General features: G+C 56.4%; 16 protein-coding genes. 10 read left to right on the top strand and 6 right to left on the bottom strand.

Annotation, left to right across the window (positions count from 1 at the left end; translation table 11 throughout):
• Positions 1-12 precede the first annotated feature (12 nt).
• Together MMC1_RS12910 and MMC1_RS12905 are read left to right on the top strand one after the other, a co-directional pair.
• Complete coding sequence (locus MMC1_RS12910) at positions 13-1,464, top strand: protein adenylyltransferase SelO (RefSeq protein WP_011714140.1); 1,452 nt, start codon at positions 13-15, stop codon at positions 1,462-1,464.
• Positions 1,465-1,570: 106 nt separating this feature from the next.
• On the top strand, positions 1,571-2,569 hold the full coding sequence (locus MMC1_RS12905) for a serine/threonine protein kinase (protein WP_011714139.1): 999 nt from the start codon (positions 1,571-1,573) through the stop codon (positions 2,567-2,569).
• A gap of 97 nt (positions 2,570-2,666) precedes the next feature.
• Here the strand turns inward: MMC1_RS12905 and MMC1_RS12900 are convergent, their stop codons facing one another.
• Positions 2,667-3,395, bottom strand: coding sequence for an esterase family protein (locus MMC1_RS12900; RefSeq protein ID WP_011714138.1), 729 nt, complete (start codon positions 3,393-3,395; stop codon positions 2,667-2,669).
• Between the two features lie 23 nt (positions 3,396-3,418).
• Positions 3,419-4,372 carry an acetylxylan esterase gene (locus MMC1_RS12895; protein WP_011714137.1) on the bottom strand — a complete coding sequence of 318 codons (954 nt, stop codon included), beginning with the start codon at positions 4,370-4,372 and terminating at the stop codon, positions 3,419-3,421.
• Positions 4,373-4,520: 148 nt separating this feature from the next.
• Between MMC1_RS12895 and MMC1_RS12890 the strand changes: the two genes are divergently transcribed.
• Complete coding sequence (locus MMC1_RS12890; RefSeq protein WP_041642705.1) at positions 4,521-4,952, top strand: rhodanese-like domain-containing protein; 432 nt, start codon at positions 4,521-4,523, stop codon at positions 4,950-4,952.
• 4 nt (positions 4,953-4,956) lie between these two features.
• Here MMC1_RS12890 and MMC1_RS21950 read toward each other — a convergent pair whose 3' ends face one another.
• The 3 genes from MMC1_RS21950 to MMC1_RS12880 form a co-directional block, all read right to left on the bottom strand.
• Entirely contained in the window at positions 4,957-5,124 is a 168-nt protein-coding gene (locus MMC1_RS21950) for a hypothetical protein (RefSeq protein ID WP_160162712.1), read from the bottom strand.
• 64 nt (positions 5,125-5,188) lie between these two features.
• A complete protein-coding gene (locus MMC1_RS12885; RefSeq protein ID WP_011714135.1) occupies positions 5,189-5,413 on the bottom strand; it encodes a DUF1653 domain-containing protein in 225 nt (74 codons plus the stop codon).
• Positions 5,414-5,455: 42 nt separating this feature from the next.
• Positions 5,456-5,875, bottom strand: coding sequence for a rhodanese-like domain-containing protein (locus MMC1_RS12880; protein ID WP_011714134.1), 420 nt, complete (start codon positions 5,873-5,875; stop codon positions 5,456-5,458).
• A 184-nt stretch (positions 5,876-6,059) separates the two neighbouring features.
• On the opposite strand from MMC1_RS12880, the gene MMC1_RS12875 reads away from it, so the two are divergent.
• Positions 6,060-6,686: a class I SAM-dependent methyltransferase gene (locus tag MMC1_RS12875; RefSeq protein ID WP_011714133.1), complete on the top strand. Its 627-nt coding sequence runs from the start codon at positions 6,060-6,062 to the stop codon at positions 6,684-6,686.
• A gap of 27 nt (positions 6,687-6,713) precedes the next feature.
• On the opposite strand, the gene MMC1_RS12870 is transcribed toward MMC1_RS12875, so the two are convergent.
• A complete protein-coding gene (locus MMC1_RS12870; RefSeq protein WP_041642703.1) occupies positions 6,714-7,289 on the bottom strand; it encodes a TMEM165/GDT1 family protein in 576 nt (191 codons plus the stop codon).
• A 216-nt stretch (positions 7,290-7,505) separates the two neighbouring features.
• Here MMC1_RS12870 and MMC1_RS12865 point away from each other — a divergent pair, with 216 nt between their 5' ends.
• The 6 genes from MMC1_RS12865 (at position 7,506) to MMC1_RS12840 (ending at position 15,756) form a co-directional block, all read left to right on the top strand.
• Positions 7,506-8,144, top strand: a complete 639-nt coding sequence (locus MMC1_RS12865; protein ID WP_041641231.1) for a TetR/AcrR family transcriptional regulator — start codon at positions 7,506-7,508, stop codon at positions 8,142-8,144.
• A 214-nt stretch (positions 8,145-8,358) separates the two neighbouring features.
• A complete protein-coding gene (locus MMC1_RS12860; protein WP_011714130.1) occupies positions 8,359-9,423 on the top strand; it encodes an efflux RND transporter periplasmic adaptor subunit in 1,065 nt (354 codons plus the stop codon).
• A 24-nt stretch (positions 9,424-9,447) separates the two neighbouring features.
• Positions 9,448-12,549 (top strand): efflux RND transporter permease subunit, encoded by a 3,102-nt coding sequence (locus MMC1_RS12855; RefSeq protein WP_011714129.1) that lies wholly within the window; start codon positions 9,448-9,450, stop codon positions 12,547-12,549.
• Positions 12,536-12,760 carry a hypothetical protein gene (locus MMC1_RS12850; protein WP_011714128.1) on the top strand — a complete coding sequence of 75 codons (225 nt, stop codon included), beginning with the start codon at positions 12,536-12,538 and terminating at the stop codon, positions 12,758-12,760. The genes MMC1_RS12855 and MMC1_RS12850 overlap by 14 nt, the downstream gene beginning before the upstream one ends.
• A 130-nt stretch (positions 12,761-12,890) precedes the next feature.
• Positions 12,891-14,720, top strand: coding sequence for an IS1634 family transposase (locus tag MMC1_RS12845; protein WP_041641230.1), 1,830 nt, complete (start codon positions 12,891-12,893; stop codon positions 14,718-14,720).
• A gap of 124 nt (positions 14,721-14,844) precedes the next feature.
• A complete protein-coding gene (locus tag MMC1_RS12840; protein WP_011714126.1) occupies positions 14,845-15,756 on the top strand; it encodes a DNA alkylation repair protein in 912 nt (303 codons plus the stop codon).
• The last annotated feature ends 49 nt before the right edge of the window (positions 15,757-15,805 follow it).

The raw sequence follows: 15,805 nt of genomic DNA, 5'->3' as shown, positions 1-15,805 counted from the left end.
CGAGGTTGCGCCATGGGTGAGGTGGGTTGGTGTTTTGATAACAGCTATGGGCGTCTGCCTGCCCATTTTTATGCACGCTTGGCCCCGGTGCCGGTGGCGCAGCCGCGCTTGGTTTTATGCAACGACGCGCTGGCCCAGCAGATGGGTTTGGATTTTTCGCAGGTGGATGCGCATACCCTAGCGCAACAGCTATCGGGTAACCAGCTGCCCACCGGTGCCGAACCGTTGGCGCAGGCCTATGCGGGGCATCAATTTGGTCATTTTACCATGCTGGGGGATGGCCGGGCGATTGTGCTGGGGGAGCATTTGACCCCCAGCGGGCAACGCTTGGATGTGCAATTGAAGGGCTCAGGGCGCACCCCTTTTTCCCGCAATGGCGATGGCCGGGCGGCGCTGGGGCCGATGTTGCGGGAGTATATCATCAGCGAAGCGATGCATGGATTGGGTATTGCCACCACCCGCAGTTTGGCGGTGGTCGCTACCGGTGAAGTGGTGATGCGGGAAGAGCCCTTGGCGGGGGCCATTCTGACCCGAGTGGCGGCCAGCCACGTGCGGGTGGGCAGCTTTCAATATCTGGCCATGCGTGAGGATGAGGCGGGTTTGGCGCAACTGGCGGCGTATACCTTGGCGCGTCACTATCCAGAGCGGCAGGGGGGGGATAACCCTGCCCTGGAGCTGCTTAAAGGGGTACTGCAACGGCAGTTAAGTCTGGTGGTGGCATGGATGCGGGTCGGCTTTATTCATGGGGTTATGAACACCGATAATACCACCCTATCCGGCGAGACCATCGACTATGGCCCCTGTGCATTTATGGATCATTACCATAAAGATACGGTGTTTAGCTCCATTGATCACGCCGGGCGCTACCGCTACGGCAATCAGCCCCGTATGATACGCTGGAATTTGGCCCGTCTGGCCGAGGCGCTGTTGCCTCTGCTGCACCCCAAGCCCAATAAGGCGATTGCCCTGGCCGAGGAGGTGGTGTTCGCCTTTGATGATCGCTATACCGCCAGTTGGCGGGAGATGATGGCCCACAAACTGGGGCTGTTTGAGTTGCAGGATGGGGATGACGCGCTCATGGAGCAGCTGCTAACCTGGATGCAGCAAAGCCAGGCCGACTATACCCAGACCTTTCGCCAGTTGAGCACGCCAGCGGGGTCACCGCCATGGCTGGCCAGCTTGGAGCCTTGGTGGCAACAGTGGCAGGCCCGCTTGGCCCGTCAGGCCCAGCCATTAGAGAGGGTCTATGCGCGGATGCAGCAGGTTAATCCGGCCATTATACCGCGTAATCACCGGGTGGAGGCCGCTTTGCAGGCAGCCACCGAGGCGGGGGATCTGGCTCCAGTGCGGCAACTGGTGGCGGCCCTGCAAGATCCTTATCACGACGGGGTGGCACAGCAAGCTTATGTCACCCCACCCGCACCGGCGCAGGTGGCCCACTATCAAACCTTTTGCGGTACCTGAGGGGTCGTGCCGCGAGCAGCCAGCGTAACACTGTATTTTGTGGGCCGATCCTGTATGATGCCAACGCCATGATCATGACCGATTCATAGACAGGGAGCACACTTGCATGAGCGACGACGCACAAACCCCTTACAGCAACCTGAGCCCCGATGCGGTATTAAATGCGGTGGAGCGCTCGGGCTGGCGTTGTGACGGGCGGCAGTTGGCCCTGAACAGTTTTGAAAACCGCGTCTACCAGATTGGCTTGGAAGATGGCTCCTTTGTAGTGGCCAAATTTTACCGGACCGGGCGTTGGAGTGACGCCGCGATTTTGGAAGAGCATCGTTTTACCCAAGAGCTGGCGGCGTTAGAGTTGCCGGTGGTGCCACCGCTGGTGACGGCGGCGGGGGAGACGCTGTTTCATGACGGTAACTTTCGGGTGGCGCTGTTTCCCCGGCGCGGGGGGCGAACCCCAGATCTGGAGCATGGTGAGACTTTAAAACGCATTGGCCGGTTGATGGGGCGCATGCATGGGGTGGCGGCGCAGCGTCCCTTTGAGCATCGAGAGACCTTGGATATTCAATCCTTTGCCATTGATTCCTACCAGTTTTTATTAAGCTCTGGTTTTGTGCCGCCCGCTTTGGAGCAGGCGTATCAATCTTTGGCGGAAACGTTGGTGGCGCAGGCGCAGGGCTGTTTTGAGCGGGCGGGTAATTTTCAAAGCATTCGGCTGCATGGGGATTGTCACGCGGGCAATATCTTGTGGACCGATGAAGGGCCCCACTTTGTGGATTTTGATGATGCCCGCATGGGGCCGGCCATTCAAGATTTGTGGATGTGCCTCTCTGGGGATCGAGAGGAGCGGGCGGTGCAGATGAACCACTTGCTGGATGGCTATGAAACCTTTTTTGAGTTTGACTACCGCCAACTGCACCTGATTGAGGCGCTGCGCACCTTGCGCATGATCCACTACGCCGCCTGGATCGCCCGCCGTTGGGCCGATCCTGCTTTTCCCCGCGCCTTCCCTTGGTTTGACGGACCGCGATATTGGGATGAACATATCCTGGCCCTACGGGAGCAGTCGGCCTTAATGGATGAACAACCGCTCTCGCTGCTGGTCTCCTAAGGCCGTTGCTGAGCTGCGGGGGAGACAAGGGCTAAATAGGGTTTACTCTCCCGCTCAACCTGTCGCGGTCGCAGCGATCGTATGACAGGGGCAGCGGTTAAACATAGATTGGGGCCATTTGACGCCAGTAGCGCCCCCGGTGGGCGCGGCCCTCCCACTCGTGCAGCGCGTGCCACACCCCTTTTTCCCAGAGCAGGCGGCTTAGGTGGCGGTTGTTGCCCAAAAAGGGATCCTCTTTACCAATGGTGAGTACAATATCCATTTTACGCAGTTGCTCAAGGCGCCACTCGCAAGAGAGCCGGGGCAGATAGTGAACCGGGGTATGGTGGTAGATGTAACCATCATAATGACCATTAAAAAGATCCTGAAAGCTCTCCACCCCCATGGTCAGGTCATAGCGCCCAGAGAAGGCCACCACCTTTTGAAAGAGATGGGGATAACGAAAGGCAAAGTTCACCGCGTGGAACGCCCCCAGGCTGCAACCGTGGGAGATGGTGCAGGGGTGGTTGTTTTTCTTCGCCATTAACGGCAAGACTTCGTTGAGCAGATACTCTTCAAACTGCATATGCCGGTGTACCCGGTCGCTGGGTTGGCACCAAAAGCAGTAAAAGCTCTCATGGTCCAGGCTATCCACACAGTAAAGTTGCAACTGCCCCGCATTGATTTTTGGGGCCAAACTCTCGACTAGTCCTAGGTTTTCATACTCATAAAAGCGACCATCACGGGTGGGAAAGATCAATACCTTGGCCCCCGCATGACCAAAAATAAGCAGCTCCATATCCCTATTTAGACGATGGCTGTACCAGCGGTGGTATTCACGATTCATCTTAATTCCTCCTCTCTTAATCGCTATAGAGTGGCAAAAAATTGTTTTAGACCACTGCGCATGCTGCGTCGTTCAGCGGCCTCTTTGGGATAGGGGTGGTGTCCAGCCGTTAGAGCAAAATAGTGTTTTTCACTGGGTATCGCATTCAAAATAGCATATTGACCCGGAGGGGGAACCACCGGGTCGAAGGCGGCCACTGCCAAGTGCATGGGGATGGTGATAAAACGGGCGGCGGTGGCAGCGTCGTAGTAACGCAAGGTTTGCAAGGCGGTGCCGTGTTCCGCTTGAAAACGCGCCACGCTGGCGCTGCTGCCATGGCTGGGTAGCGTCACCCGTAAAGGGTGGTTACCAAAACTGGGAATATTTAAGTGACCACGGGTAATGCGGTGGTCCCAAGGGATCGCCATAGCACCGATGCCGCCGCCAAAACTGATCCCCATATATCCAATATGCCCCGCGATCCAGGGGTAGAGGGTCAGCAGGGTCGAGACACCCAACCATATATCCTCCACACAGCCGCCCAAGATATAGCGATCGACCCGGTGGATGTCGTGCAGCACATGCCAGTAGGGATCGGTAGAGATTGGGGGGTGGGCGCTGCGGCTAATGCCCCGGCAGCAGGGAAACAGCAGGGCACTGCCAGCGGGCACCGGCAGATCCAGGTCGGGGCCTTCACGACCGCTGTAGCCATGGCTGATAATAAAGCCGCGTTTGACCGGCTTGTCTTTAGGGATTAACAACCAGCCACCAATGCCAAAATGATCGGTGGAGGTGTAGCCGCAATCATAGATATGGTACCCCTCGTGGTGAATATTGCTCCCCTTGAGCATGGGGCGGGGGTCGACCTGTAGGGCGCGGGCATAACGGGCTTGCCAGAAGGCTGCAAAATCATCGGGCGGGGGGGGCGAGCCAACGCAGAGCAAGCAGGCTTGATCGTAGCCATGGCTGGCATCAAAGGGTAAGCTGTTTGGGATCATAAGGTTCTCAGAATGGGGGTTAATTTTTTTTTATTTTGCCGGAAGTATAGGCTATTGTGGTGGCACTTGGGTAACAAATGCACGAAAGGGTGTACGATTTGTGCCCTTAGATGGCTCTAACCGGCAACCAGAAACAGGTGGAGATACTTTGAAAACGATTTTTTTGATGATGGTAGGGGTTATGGCATGGGCGGGTTCACTACAGGCCCAGGAACTGGATTCAGAGCAGATGGCCGCCTTGCAGGTGATGAGCAGTTATATGGATGAGTCCACCCATACCCAGGGTATGGTCACTCCTCAGCAGGTGCAGGCCAGTTATTTGGGGGTGGCGCAGATTCTGGATACCCGTGAAGAGGCCCAGTATGAAGAGGGCCATCTGCCCGGTGCGGTACCCATGGAGTGGCGGCAGGTGCTGGAGCGTCGGCAGGAGATCGCCACCGATAAGCCCGTGCTACTCTATTGTGGCACGGGGGCGCTCTCTGCCCAAGCGGGTTTTGCCTTGCGGGCGTTGGGCTACAGCAATGTGGTGATTATGCGCGGTGGTTATCATGATTGGCAAAAGCTGATGGCTGGTCAGTAAGGGGCTAAGCCGCCCATAAAGCAGAAGCCCAATCCTGGGCGGGATTGGGCTTGTGTTTAGGGGTGACATTTTTCTTCTTGTTGGGGATCACCTGCTGGGGAATCTTGGTTACCATGCGGGCGATGGGGTCGCGGCGCTTGGGCAGGCTGGCCGGTTTGGGGCGTTTAGACATGGTGCGGCTCCTTTGCAAACAGGGGTTGAATCGCCCTTAGACATAGCCTGTTTGCACGGGTTCCCTAATTTTCCATGGTCTCATCGAGCGGGGCAAAACGCAGGATGCCAGGGGCAGGTTCGGACAGCCAGTTGTGCAGAGGACGCACCCAAGCGCTGTTGTTGTCATACTCACACAGATAGTGCACCATCCAACGCTCATCTTCCGAGTGACGCACCATGCCCAGCACCCGGTAGGTGCCCCCTTTGTAGTGGCGATAGCGTCCCGTTTTAACGGTTGTGGGGGGCATGGTTGTCTCCTTGGTGATCGTTCAACTGAGCGGAATGTTTTGTTAGGGCGCCACCACCGGCAAGCCCTCTTGACGCCATTGAACCATGCCCTGTTTCGCATTATAGACCTTGGTATAGCCCATTTTTTCCATTAAATGCTGGGCAAGATAGGCGCTGCGGTTGCCGGTGCGGCAAAAGATAATCACCGCTTGATCGGGTTTGACTTGCTGCTGGAAGGTGGGGAAAAAATCGGGGTAGACCTGCCCATTTTGGCTCACAAAGCTAAGCTTATGGCTGCCTTCGATCACACCGGTTTGACGCCACTCGTCGGGGCGGCGGATGTCATACAGGGGCACGCCATCTTGCAGCAGTTGCTGTAACTGGCGGTTATCCACATTGGTATAGGGTGGCTGGGTGCAGCCTGTCAGCAAAAGCAGCAGGCTAACCACAAGAGCAGGCAGAAAAAAATGGCGCTTGAGCATGGTGTCATCCTAGGCTAAGAGATCATAAATAGGCTCTGATCCTGGCGTGTGGTTAACGAAAAATCAATGTTTATTGCCCTTTTATGTCATGCTGGGGGCCAGATCTGCGCGGCTGGTTACGGCGCTGTGGCAGGGAGCATTTTAAGGATACCGTGACGGGGACATAAAGGTATTGGGGGTTTTTATGCAGCATCTCTCCACCACGCATCAGCAGATTAGCGCACGCACCATTGCCCACTATGCGGAACGGCTGGAAAGCTTTTGGCAGGCCACCCGCGACCATGATGTGGCACAAAATATTCATGCGCTGCTGTCGGCACTGCCCCAGGGGCGTTCTTTGTCCATTCTCGATTTTGGCTGTGGTCCAGGGCGGGATCTGCGCACCTTTAAAGAGCTTGGCCATCAACCCACCGGCTTGGACGGCTGTGCGGGCTTTTGCCAAATGGCCCGAGCCTATGCCCAATGCCCCGTGTGGCGGCAGGATTTTTTAGAGTTGGCGCTTCCCCCCAGTAGCTTTGATGGCATTTTTGCCAATGCCTCGCTGTTCCATGTGCCCAGCACCCACCTGCTCAAGGTGCTTACCGAACTGCACACCGCCCTTAAACCCCAGGGGGTTCTATTTACCTCGAACCCCCGAGGCAGCAGCGAGGGGTGGCAAGGGGAGCGTTATGGCCACTATATGGAGTGGGAGGTCTACCAACCGCTGTTGGTGCAGGCGGGTTTTGAGCCCATTTCCCATTATTATCGACCGCCAGACAAACCCCGGGCCGAGCAAAACTGGTTGGCGGTGGTCAGTCGAAAAAGGGGTTAAGGCCGTGTCATAAACGGAAGCCGCCCTCTACCACAGCCGCGACAACGCCATGAGCGCCATAAGTAGGAAAAGGAGTCCGCCCGCCTGATGCAAACGCTGCATCGGCATGCGGGTTAGCACTTTATGCCCCAGCAGCGCACCCATGGCCGAGGTGGCGATTAAGGCCAAGGTGGCCCCCAGCCAGACATCAACCGGGTTTAGGGTGGTGGAGAGCCCCGCCACCGCAATTTGGGTTTTATCCCCCATCTCTGCCATCAAGATCATGCTCAGAGCGGTGAAAAACAGGCTTCGATTCGAGGGTGGAAGGGGCTCCTCTTCGTCGTCAGCGGGTGTGCGCAGCATCTGCACGCCAAACAGGGCAAACAGCCCCGCCGCCAGCAGTGCAATCAGTGTGTGGGGGAGCAGCTGCGCCAAGACCCCTCCTAGGGTGACAGCCACCCCATTTAACACCATAAAGGCCAGGGCGGCCCCCGCCACCACCGGCATGGGGCGGTGCCGCGCGGCCAGCACCATGCAGACCAACTGGCTCTTATCGCCCATCTCCGCTAAACCGATGAGCAGCGCGGTACTGACAATGGGTGTGGGTATACTCTCAAACGCCATGTGTCGTTTACCTCGGGTTAAATTCTGTGGGGCTGGGGCAGACACCATAGCCCGAAACCTGCTAAGATTAAACCCTTTTTGCATCTCCATGGGCAATATTGACACCCCATTGCAGCCTCCACCGTAAGGCGTTGTAGGGATTGGTAGGAAATGTTTTTTTGAAGAATCTGACCAGCGGTCATAAAATGCCCTATGGTCAGATACTTTGGAGGTGACATGGCAGTTCAGGATCGAAAAGCACGGGAGTTTGCCAGGCGCGAGCGGGAAATTTTGGATGCGGCCTTAGAACTGATGGATCAGCCGGAGTGGCAAACGGTGACGGTGGCGGATATTGCCCGTGCTGCGGAGATTGGTAAGGGCACCATCTATAAACATTTTCCCAGCAAAGATACGTTGTATGCCCAGCTCTCTATTGAGTTTGGTAAGGATTTTTACCACACCTTAACCGACCATTTGGACATGCAGCAGCCGGTCATTCCGCTGCTAAGGGCGCTGCTGGAACGGTTGTGGAATCTGCATCTATCGGGGCAAAAGTATCATCGGCTACTACTCTATTGCAGTGCCAAGGATTTTCGGGAGCGCTTGCCAGAGAGTTACCGCTCACTGTTGCAGCATAAGGATGAAGCCTTTGAGCGGCTGTTTGCGGGCATACTCGCCCGTGGCGTGGAAGAGGGGGTGTTCCCCCGAGGTATTCCGTTGGAAGAGATGTTACGCACCGCGCGGGCTGCCTTTGAAGGGGGGATCGCCATGCTTTGGAACCGGCTGGATGATGGGGTGGATAAGGTTCAATTTACCCAGCGTATGACCCAGTTTGTATTGAGCGGTCTCTGTTATATGGATCGAGAGAGGGGTTAGTGGCGGCCTTAACCGCCGCCGATATGGGTGAATTGGGATAGGTTTCGGCTGAATATGTGACGATTGGTCACCCTTTGAACAAAGGTCGATCATGGCGGCAGCATGCTATTGTGGGGATTCACGGTACAGCGGTGTTGTGGTTCCATGACCCGGTGGGAACCTGTTTGAATGAAGGCTATGGACAGCAGCATACGGTAAAGGTGGGAGTACAACCATGCAACGTTCTTTAATCGTGGCGGTGGTGTTGGCCATGGCAATGGCGGTTTGGTTAGCGGGTGGCCAACAGGTGCGGGCCAAGCAGGCCGCCCCCTCGGGGGTTAAAGGGGGGGAGCCCGCGCTGACGTTGCCCCGTGTTCAAGTGAAACAGTTTGCCTTGCAGAGCATCCAGCGTGAGATTGTATTGCAGGGGCAGACTCAGCCCCTGCGGGTGGCAACCTTAAAAAGCGAGACCACCGGCAGGGTGGTGGCGCTGCCCGCCGAGCGTGGTCAGCGCGTTGAGCTGGGGGCGGCATTGGTCCATTTAAGCCCAGAGGATCGTGGCGCACGCCGTCGTTTGGCCCAAGCGGGTGTGGCCCAAGCGGAAGCGGCTTTGTTTGCGGCAAAAGCATTGAACAAAAAGGGGTATCAGGCCGATTTGCAGGTTAAAGAGGCCAATGCCCAACAACAAGGCGCGCTGGCAGAATTGGCGGCGATTGAGTTAGATATTCAGCACACAATCTTGCAGGCTCCCTTTGCGGGGGTGGTGCGAGAGCGGTTTGTGGAGCTGGGTGAATATGTCGCGCCTGGGGATGCGGTGGTGGAGTTGTTGGATGATAGCAGCGTCAAAGTGGTGGCCGATCTACCCCAGCAAAAGTTGAGCAGCATCCATGTGGGTATGGTTGGGCAAGCAAACTGGCTGGATGGCCGTCGTCGCTCGGGGGCGGTAGGGTACATCAGCCCTCTGGCCGATGCGCAAACCCGTACCTATAGGGTGGAGTTACGCGTGGACAACCCCGATGGCACGCTACCCTTAGGAGCCAGCGTGGAGATTGTATTGAGTTTGGGCGCGGTGCAGGCGCACCATCTTTCCCCCGCGCTGCTTAATCTGGATGCCCATGGTAATTTGGGGGTCAAAGCGGTGGATGCCCAGCAACAGGTGGTGTGGTATGGGGTTCAGGTGGTGCAGGCTGGGTTGGATGGTATTTGGGTGACGGGTCTGCCCGAAGGTGTCTCCATTATCACCCTGGGGGGTGGTTTTGTGAAGGTGGGCCAGCAGGTAACCCCCCGTCAAAGCTCTTAAGGGATAAAAGGACCTGCCCAAACCATGAATGCCATGATTACCGCAGCCTTTACCCACGCCCGCACCACGCTGCTGGTGTTTTTGTTTGTGCTGATCGCCGGTGCCAGTTCCTATGTGACCATTCCCAAAGAGTCTGATCCTGATGTGAAAATTCCCATCATCATCGTTTCGGTGGGTTATGAGGGGATCTCCCCCGAGGATGGTGAACGTCTGCTGATTAAACCCCTGGAAAAGGCTTTGCGGGGGTTGGACGGTCTGAAAGAGATGGACGCGGTGGCGGCGGTGGGCACGGTTTCGGTGACGTTGACCTTTGAGGCGGGTTTTGATGCAGATAACGCCCTGCGCAAGGTGCGCCAAAAGGTGGATGATGCCCGCCCCGAGATGCCCAGTGAATCCGACGAGCCGGTGGTGCAGGAGATCAACGTCGCGCTGTTTCCGGTGATCACCGTTGCGTTGTCGGGGCAGGTGGATCCGCTGGCCCTACGCAAAATGGCCCGCGATTTAAAAGATCGTATCGAGGCGGTGAGCGGGGTGTTGGAGGTCGACATTGGCGGCGACCGGGAAGAGATGGTAGAGATCCTGGTGGACCCCGTTTTGTTAGAGACCCTTAACATCAGTTTTGCCGAGGTTGTGCAGTTGGTGACCCGCAACAACCGGCTGGTCCCTGCGGGGGTGATTGATACCGGTTTGGGGCGTATGTCTATCAAAGCGCCGGGACTGGTGGAGGGGGTGGCGGATCTGCTCGCCATGCCGGTTAAGGTGAGCGGGGACACGGTGGTCACGTTCGATCAAGTGGCGACGGTGCGGCGCACCTTAAAAGACCCCGAGGGATTTGCCCGTATGGATGGCAACCCTACTCTAACCCTGGAGGTTAAAAAACGGTTGGGGGCCAATATTCTGGATATGGTGGCCGAGGTCAAACAGGTGGTCAAACAAACCCAGCAAGGCTGGACGCTGCCGGTAACGGTGGGTTTTTCTAACGATCAATCCACCCGTATTCAGGATATGTTGGGGGATCTTGAGAATAATGTGTTGGCGGCCATCGTCTTGGTGATGATCGTGGTGGTGGGGGCGTTGGGGGGGCGGGCAGCGGTGCTGGTAGGGTTGGCCATTCCTGGGGCCTTTTTGGCGGCGATTTTGGCTCTGGATCTGTTGGGTGTGACCATCAATATTGTGGTGCTGTTCAGTCTGATCCTGGTGGTGGGCATGCTGGTGGATGGGGCCATTGTGGTGGTGGAGCAGGCGCAGCAGCGGCGGGGGTGGGGGGAGCCGGGTTTGCTGGCGTTTCAAAATGCGGCCAAGCGCATGGCTTGGCCGGTGATCTCTTCGACGGTGACCACCTTGGCGGTGTTTATGCCCCTGATGTTTTGGCCTGGGGTGATTGGGCAATTTATGAAATATCTGCCCATGACGGTGCTATTGGCGCTGTCGGCTTCGTTGGCGATGGCCTTGATCTTTATGCCAGTATTGGGAGGTTTGGTCAGCCATAGGGCACCCTCTCCTGATAACCAGGGGGGATGGGGTGGTCGGCTCTATGGTCGGCTGCTGGCGACGTTATTACCCCATCCAGGCAAGGTATTGTTGGTGGCGTTGCTCTTTATGGTCGGCGCTTTTGTGCTTTATGGGCAGGTGGGTAAGGGGGTGGAGTTTTTTCCGGATGTGGAGCCCGACTTTGCGCAGATTATCATCCATGGGCGTGGGGATCTGTCGATTCACGAAAAGGATGAGGTGGTGCAGCAGGTGGAAAACCAGTTGCTGGGCTATGGGGAGCTAAAGGTGGTGTATGGGCGCTCTTTTGCCCATGGCGGTGGGGCGGGGCGGGCAGAGGATACCATTGGGGTGATCCAGCTTGAGTTTGTGGATTGGGATCAACGCCGCCCAGCCAACCGCATTCTGGACGAAATTCGTCAGCGTTTACAGGGTGTGGCGGGGGTGGAGATTGAGGTACGCAAGCAGGAGGATGGTCCCGGTGGGGGTAAACCGGTGCAGTTAAAGGTGGTGGCAAATGAAGGTGCCGCGCCAGAAGCGGCGGTCGAACAGATTCGCCAAGCGATGACGGGCATGGGCGGTTTTGTCGATATGGAGGATGATCGTGCCCCCCCAGGGGTTGAGTGGCGGGTGTTGGTGAACCGCGCCGAAGCGGCCCGTTTTGGGGCCGATGTGGCCACGGTAGGCTCCGCCGTGCAGCTGGTTACCAGTGGCGTGTTGATGGGCAATTATCGTCCCAGCGATGCCGATGACGAGGTGGATATTCGGTTACGTTTTCCCGAAAGTTTTCGTCACTTAGACCTTCTTAATAGCTTGCGTACCCCAACGCAACGGGGGTCGGTGCCGTTAAGCAACTTTGTGCAGGTGGTGGCGGCTCCCAAGGTGGAGTCGATCAAGCGCAGTGGGGGCAGTCGGGTGGTGACCATCTCGGCGGATGTGGCAGAGGGGTTGTTGGTCGATACGCAAGTGACCCAGCTTAAAAAGAGGCTCGCCAGTATGGAGCTGGGAAAGGGGATTGACGTCACCTTTAAGGGGGAGGATGAGGATCAGCAGGAGACCATGGCCTTTTTGAGCAAAGCCTTTGTGGTGGCGATTTTTTTGATGTTTCTGGTACTGGTGACGCAGTTTAATAGCCTGTTTCAGGCGGTATTGGTATTGTCGGCCATTATTTTTTCCACAGCGGGGGTGCTGCTGGGGCTGCTGGTATCGGGAGAGCCCTTTGGCATTGTCATGGGGGGTATTGGGATCATTGCCCTTGGGGGGATCGTGGTCAACAATAATATTGTGCTGATTGACTGTTACAATGGTTTGCGGGCCGAAGGGCACAACGCTTTGGAGGCCGCCAAGATGGCGGGGGAGCAGCGCTTGCGCCCGGTATTATTAACCGCCGGTACCACCATTTTGGGGCTGATGCCCATGGCGCTGGGGGTTAATCTGGATTTAATGGGGCGGGAGATTTTGATCGGTTCGCCCTCGACCCAGTGGTGGATACAGCTCTCCACCACCATTGCCGGGGGGTTGACCTTTGCTACCCCTTTAACCCTGTTACTCACCCCCTGCTTGTTGGTGGGCTGGGTGGCGTTGGCTGCACGTATTCATAGAGTGTGGGGGGGGAAGCGTGGCCATGGAGCCGTTTAAAGAGCGGTTTAACGCGCCGTTGGTAAGGGCCATGGCGGCCCATTTGCAACGGGTGATGCCCGGTTTTGATGGGCCGCGTTTTTGTCACATCGCCTTGCAGGGGTTGGATGCGCTGGAGCTCAAGGCCCGTTCTCGGCAGATTACCCGTGCGCTGGTCGCCACTTTGCCCGCATCCTTTAGCCCATGTTTAACGTTTCTCTGCCGAATTTAGGCATGTTTGGCCTGTTGATGTATTTTAACATATTGATTTATATGTACTCACAAATTCAAACATGTTTTGTAGTGCCATAATAAATTATTATGTCTTGCGCCACCATGGTTCTTTTGGTATAATTCCGAATATGTATATACGACGCACACAAACCCGCAATACAGCCACAGGCGAATCTTACTACACGCATCGCCTGGTTCAATCCCTTCGTGTCGGCACGAAGGTCAGGCAGGTGACACTCTTGAATCTTGGCCGTCATTTCGCCATAGGCCAGAATCACTGGCCCACCTTGTGTTCACGTATCGATCAACTGCTAAGCCCTCAGAAGACACTGATTTCTCTTGATTGTCCTTCGCAAGTGGAGCGGGAGGCCCAGCGTATTGTCGCGCAATTGTTGACCCGTCAGCCGGAAGCAATCCCGTCTGCCAAGGAGACGGAAACCGGCCTTTCCCCAGAGGATGTGCAAACAGTATTGGTGGACTCTCTTGAAATGAACCGCCCCCGGAGTGTGGGGGTGGAGCAGGTGGGACTATGGGCCATGGGTAAGGCAGGGTTTACAGAACTGTTGGCCGATGTCGGACTAACCGGCCCTCAGCGAGCCGCAGCCATCGGCGCCATTATTGGACGCATGGCCGCACCTGGTTCCGAACGGGCGCTGCATAGATGGCTCAGCGCCCAAAGCGGCCTAGGGGAGTTGCTTGATGTGGACTTCGAGACCATGAGCCTGATGCAATTTTACCGAGTTTCAGACCTATTGATCAGAAACCGCGAGGCTATCGAAAACAGATTGTTTTCCAAGATTAACGATCTATTCAACCTGCCGGGCACCGTCACCTTATACGATTTGACCAATACCTATTTTGAGGGAGAGGCAGAAGGAAACAGCAAAGCTCAGCGGGGGCGCTCAAAGGAGAAGCGTTGCGACTCTCCCCTGTTGACCTTGGGTCTGGTACTCGACGGTAGCGGGTTTGTGCGCCGTTCGCAGATTTTCCCCGGCAATGTCTCCGAAGGGAGCACCCTGGAAGGGATGCTCAAAGGCTTGAATGCTCCCAATGGTGCCTTGGTGGTTATGGATCGGGGGGTAGCCACTGAGGCCAATCTTGTCTGGTTACGCGACAAAGGCTATCGTTATCTGGTGGTCAGCCGAGAACGCGAGCGGCAATTCGATTTCAACGGTGCTGCATGTATCGAAACGGCCGCAAAGGAACAGATCCACATCCAAAAAGTTCTCAGCGACGATGGCCAGGAGGTGAGGCTTTACTGTCATTCCCAACGCCGTGCGGAAAAGGAAAAGGGGATCTCCCGGCGTTTTGCCGAGCGCTTTGAAGCCGGTCTGACTAAGCTCTCCGAGGGGCTTTCCAAGCCCCGCACCACAAAGAATATCGATAAACTTTGGGAGCGCATTGGACGGCTGAAAGAAAAAAATCGTGGTATAGGCCAGCACTACCACATCGAAATCATCCCGGACGACAGTGGTTTGCAGGCCCAAGCCATCCATTGGAAACAAAAACCGCTCGATGGCACCTCGCTGACCCACCCTGGGGTCTACTGCCTGCGTAGCAACGAGACCGGCTGGGATGAGGAGCGCTTATGGCGCACCTACATCACCCTCACGGATCTGGAATCGGTGTTTCGCTCTCTCAAATCGGAATTGGGCTTGCGTCCACTCTTCCATCGGAAAGAGGAACGCAGCGATGGTCATCTGTTTATCACCGTGCTGACCTACCAGATCGTACAGATAATACGTCAACAATTGGCGGAAAAAGGTATCCACGGTCGCTGGAGCACGCTGCGAGACATCCTCTCCAGCCAGTGCCGGATTACCGCTTCATTTCGACGACCCGATGGACATTCCTTGCAGGTGCGCAAAGCCACCAGACCTGAGCCTGAACAACAGAAAATCTTCCAGGCGCTTGGAATCCATGCAAACCCAGGCGGGGTGAAAAAGATGGTCGTCTGAGCACATTTTCCAAAGAATGCACAGTTTGTAGTGCCACTCGAAAAAAATACACATCGTAAGATTCTGTATTTTAAGATCTTCTACAATAGCCTGTTAAACATGGGTTAGCCAAGCCGCGCAAGGGTTGGAGGCCGCGCTGCACCCGGTGCAGGATGCCGCTTTGGCCGATATGGTGATGGATGAACGGGGTGTTGCAGGGTGGGCCATTATGCCCATGGCCGATTATGTGGCCGAGCGGGGGCTGCATGAAGGGGCGTCTGCGTTGGCTCTGCTGGGGGCGATGACACAACGCTTTTCAGCGGAGTTTGCCATACGCCCCTTTTTACAGCACGACCCCCAGCAGAGCATGGCGCAGCTTATGCTGTGGGCGAGGGATGAGAATGAACATCTGCGGCGCTTGGCCTCGGAGGGGAGTCGACCTCGGTTGCCGTGGGGTATGCAACTGCCCGCTTTGCGCGCGGACCCTACCCCGCTGTGGCCGCTGTTGGCGCGGTTGATGGATGATCCTTCAGCCTATGTGCGGCGTTCGGTTGCCAATAACTTAAACGACATTGCCAAGGATCATCCCCAGCAGGTGGTGGATTTTTTAATGCCGTGGCGAGTTGGTGCCAGCCAAGCGCGGCTACGGTTGATGCAACACGCCTGCCGTACCCTGATCAAGCAGGGGCATGCCGGGGCATTGGCCCTGTTGGGTTATGCGCCGCCAATCCTACAGGGGGTGTCGTTGCAGCTCTTTACCCCCCAAGTTACGCTGGGTGAGCGGCTCTCTTTTGGGGTGGAGCTACAGGCGCAGAGTGAGCAAAATTTGATTTTGGACTACGCCATTTACCATGTAAAAGCCAATGGGCAGCGCACCGCCAAGGTGTTTAAGTGGAAAAAACTCACCCTCTCTGCGGGTCAGACGGTGGGCATGCAGCGGCATCACCCCATCAAGGTGATCACCACCCGGCGTTACTATAGTGGGCAACATCGTTTAGAGTTGCTGGTCAATGGGCAAGCCTTGGCTGGGGCGGAGTTTGATCTGCGGGTGATCTAAACAGGGGTCGCGCTGGTGGGGTGTGCTACCCCTAGCGGGTTTGTTGCGT

It is taken from the genome of Magnetococcus marinus MC-1 (assembly GCF_000014865.1).
In the GTDB taxonomy this organism is placed as follows: domain Bacteria; phylum Pseudomonadota; class Magnetococcia; order Magnetococcales; family Magnetococcaceae; genus Magnetococcus; species Magnetococcus marinus.
The sequence above is the reverse complement of the archived record's forward strand: the minus strand, read 5'-3'. Positions and strand labels throughout refer to the sequence as shown.

Excerpts from the sequence above, each read along its gene's own strand:
- MMC1_RS12910 (WP_011714140.1), top strand. The coding sequence starts at position 13 with ATGGGTGAGGTGGGTTGGTGTTTTGATAACAGCTATGGGCGTCTGCCT.
- MMC1_RS12905 (WP_011714139.1), top strand. The coding sequence starts at position 1,571 with ATGAGCGACGACGCACAAACCCCTTACAGCAACCTGAGCCCCGATGCG.
- MMC1_RS12900 (WP_011714138.1), bottom strand. The coding sequence starts at position 3,395 with ATGAATCGTGAATACCACCGCTGGTACAGCCATCGTCTAAATAGGGAT.
- MMC1_RS12895 (WP_011714137.1), bottom strand. The coding sequence starts at position 4,372 with ATGATCCCAAACAGCTTACCCTTTGATGCCAGCCATGGCTACGATCAA.
- MMC1_RS21950 (WP_160162712.1), bottom strand. The coding sequence starts at position 5,124 with ATGTCTAAACGCCCCAAACCGGCCAGCCTGCCCAAGCGCCGCGACCCC.
- MMC1_RS12885 (WP_011714135.1), bottom strand. The coding sequence starts at position 5,413 with ATGCCCCCCACAACCGTTAAAACGGGACGCTATCGCCACTACAAAGGG.
- MMC1_RS12880 (WP_011714134.1), bottom strand. The coding sequence starts at position 5,875 with ATGCTCAAGCGCCATTTTTTTCTGCCTGCTCTTGTGGTTAGCCTGCTG.
- MMC1_RS12875 (WP_011714133.1), top strand. The coding sequence starts at position 6,060 with ATGCAGCATCTCTCCACCACGCATCAGCAGATTAGCGCACGCACCATT.
- MMC1_RS12870 (WP_041642703.1), bottom strand. The coding sequence starts at position 7,289 with ATGGCGTTTGAGAGTATACCCACACCCATTGTCAGTACCGCGCTGCTC.
- MMC1_RS12865 (WP_041641231.1), top strand. The coding sequence starts at position 7,506 with ATGGCAGTTCAGGATCGAAAAGCACGGGAGTTTGCCAGGCGCGAGCGG.
- MMC1_RS12860 (WP_011714130.1), top strand. The coding sequence starts at position 8,359 with ATGCAACGTTCTTTAATCGTGGCGGTGGTGTTGGCCATGGCAATGGCG.
- MMC1_RS12855 (WP_011714129.1), top strand. The coding sequence starts at position 9,448 with ATGAATGCCATGATTACCGCAGCCTTTACCCACGCCCGCACCACGCTG.
- MMC1_RS12850 (WP_011714128.1), top strand. The coding sequence starts at position 12,536 with ATGGAGCCGTTTAAAGAGCGGTTTAACGCGCCGTTGGTAAGGGCCATG.
- MMC1_RS12845 (WP_041641230.1), top strand. The coding sequence starts at position 12,891 with ATGTATATACGACGCACACAAACCCGCAATACAGCCACAGGCGAATCT.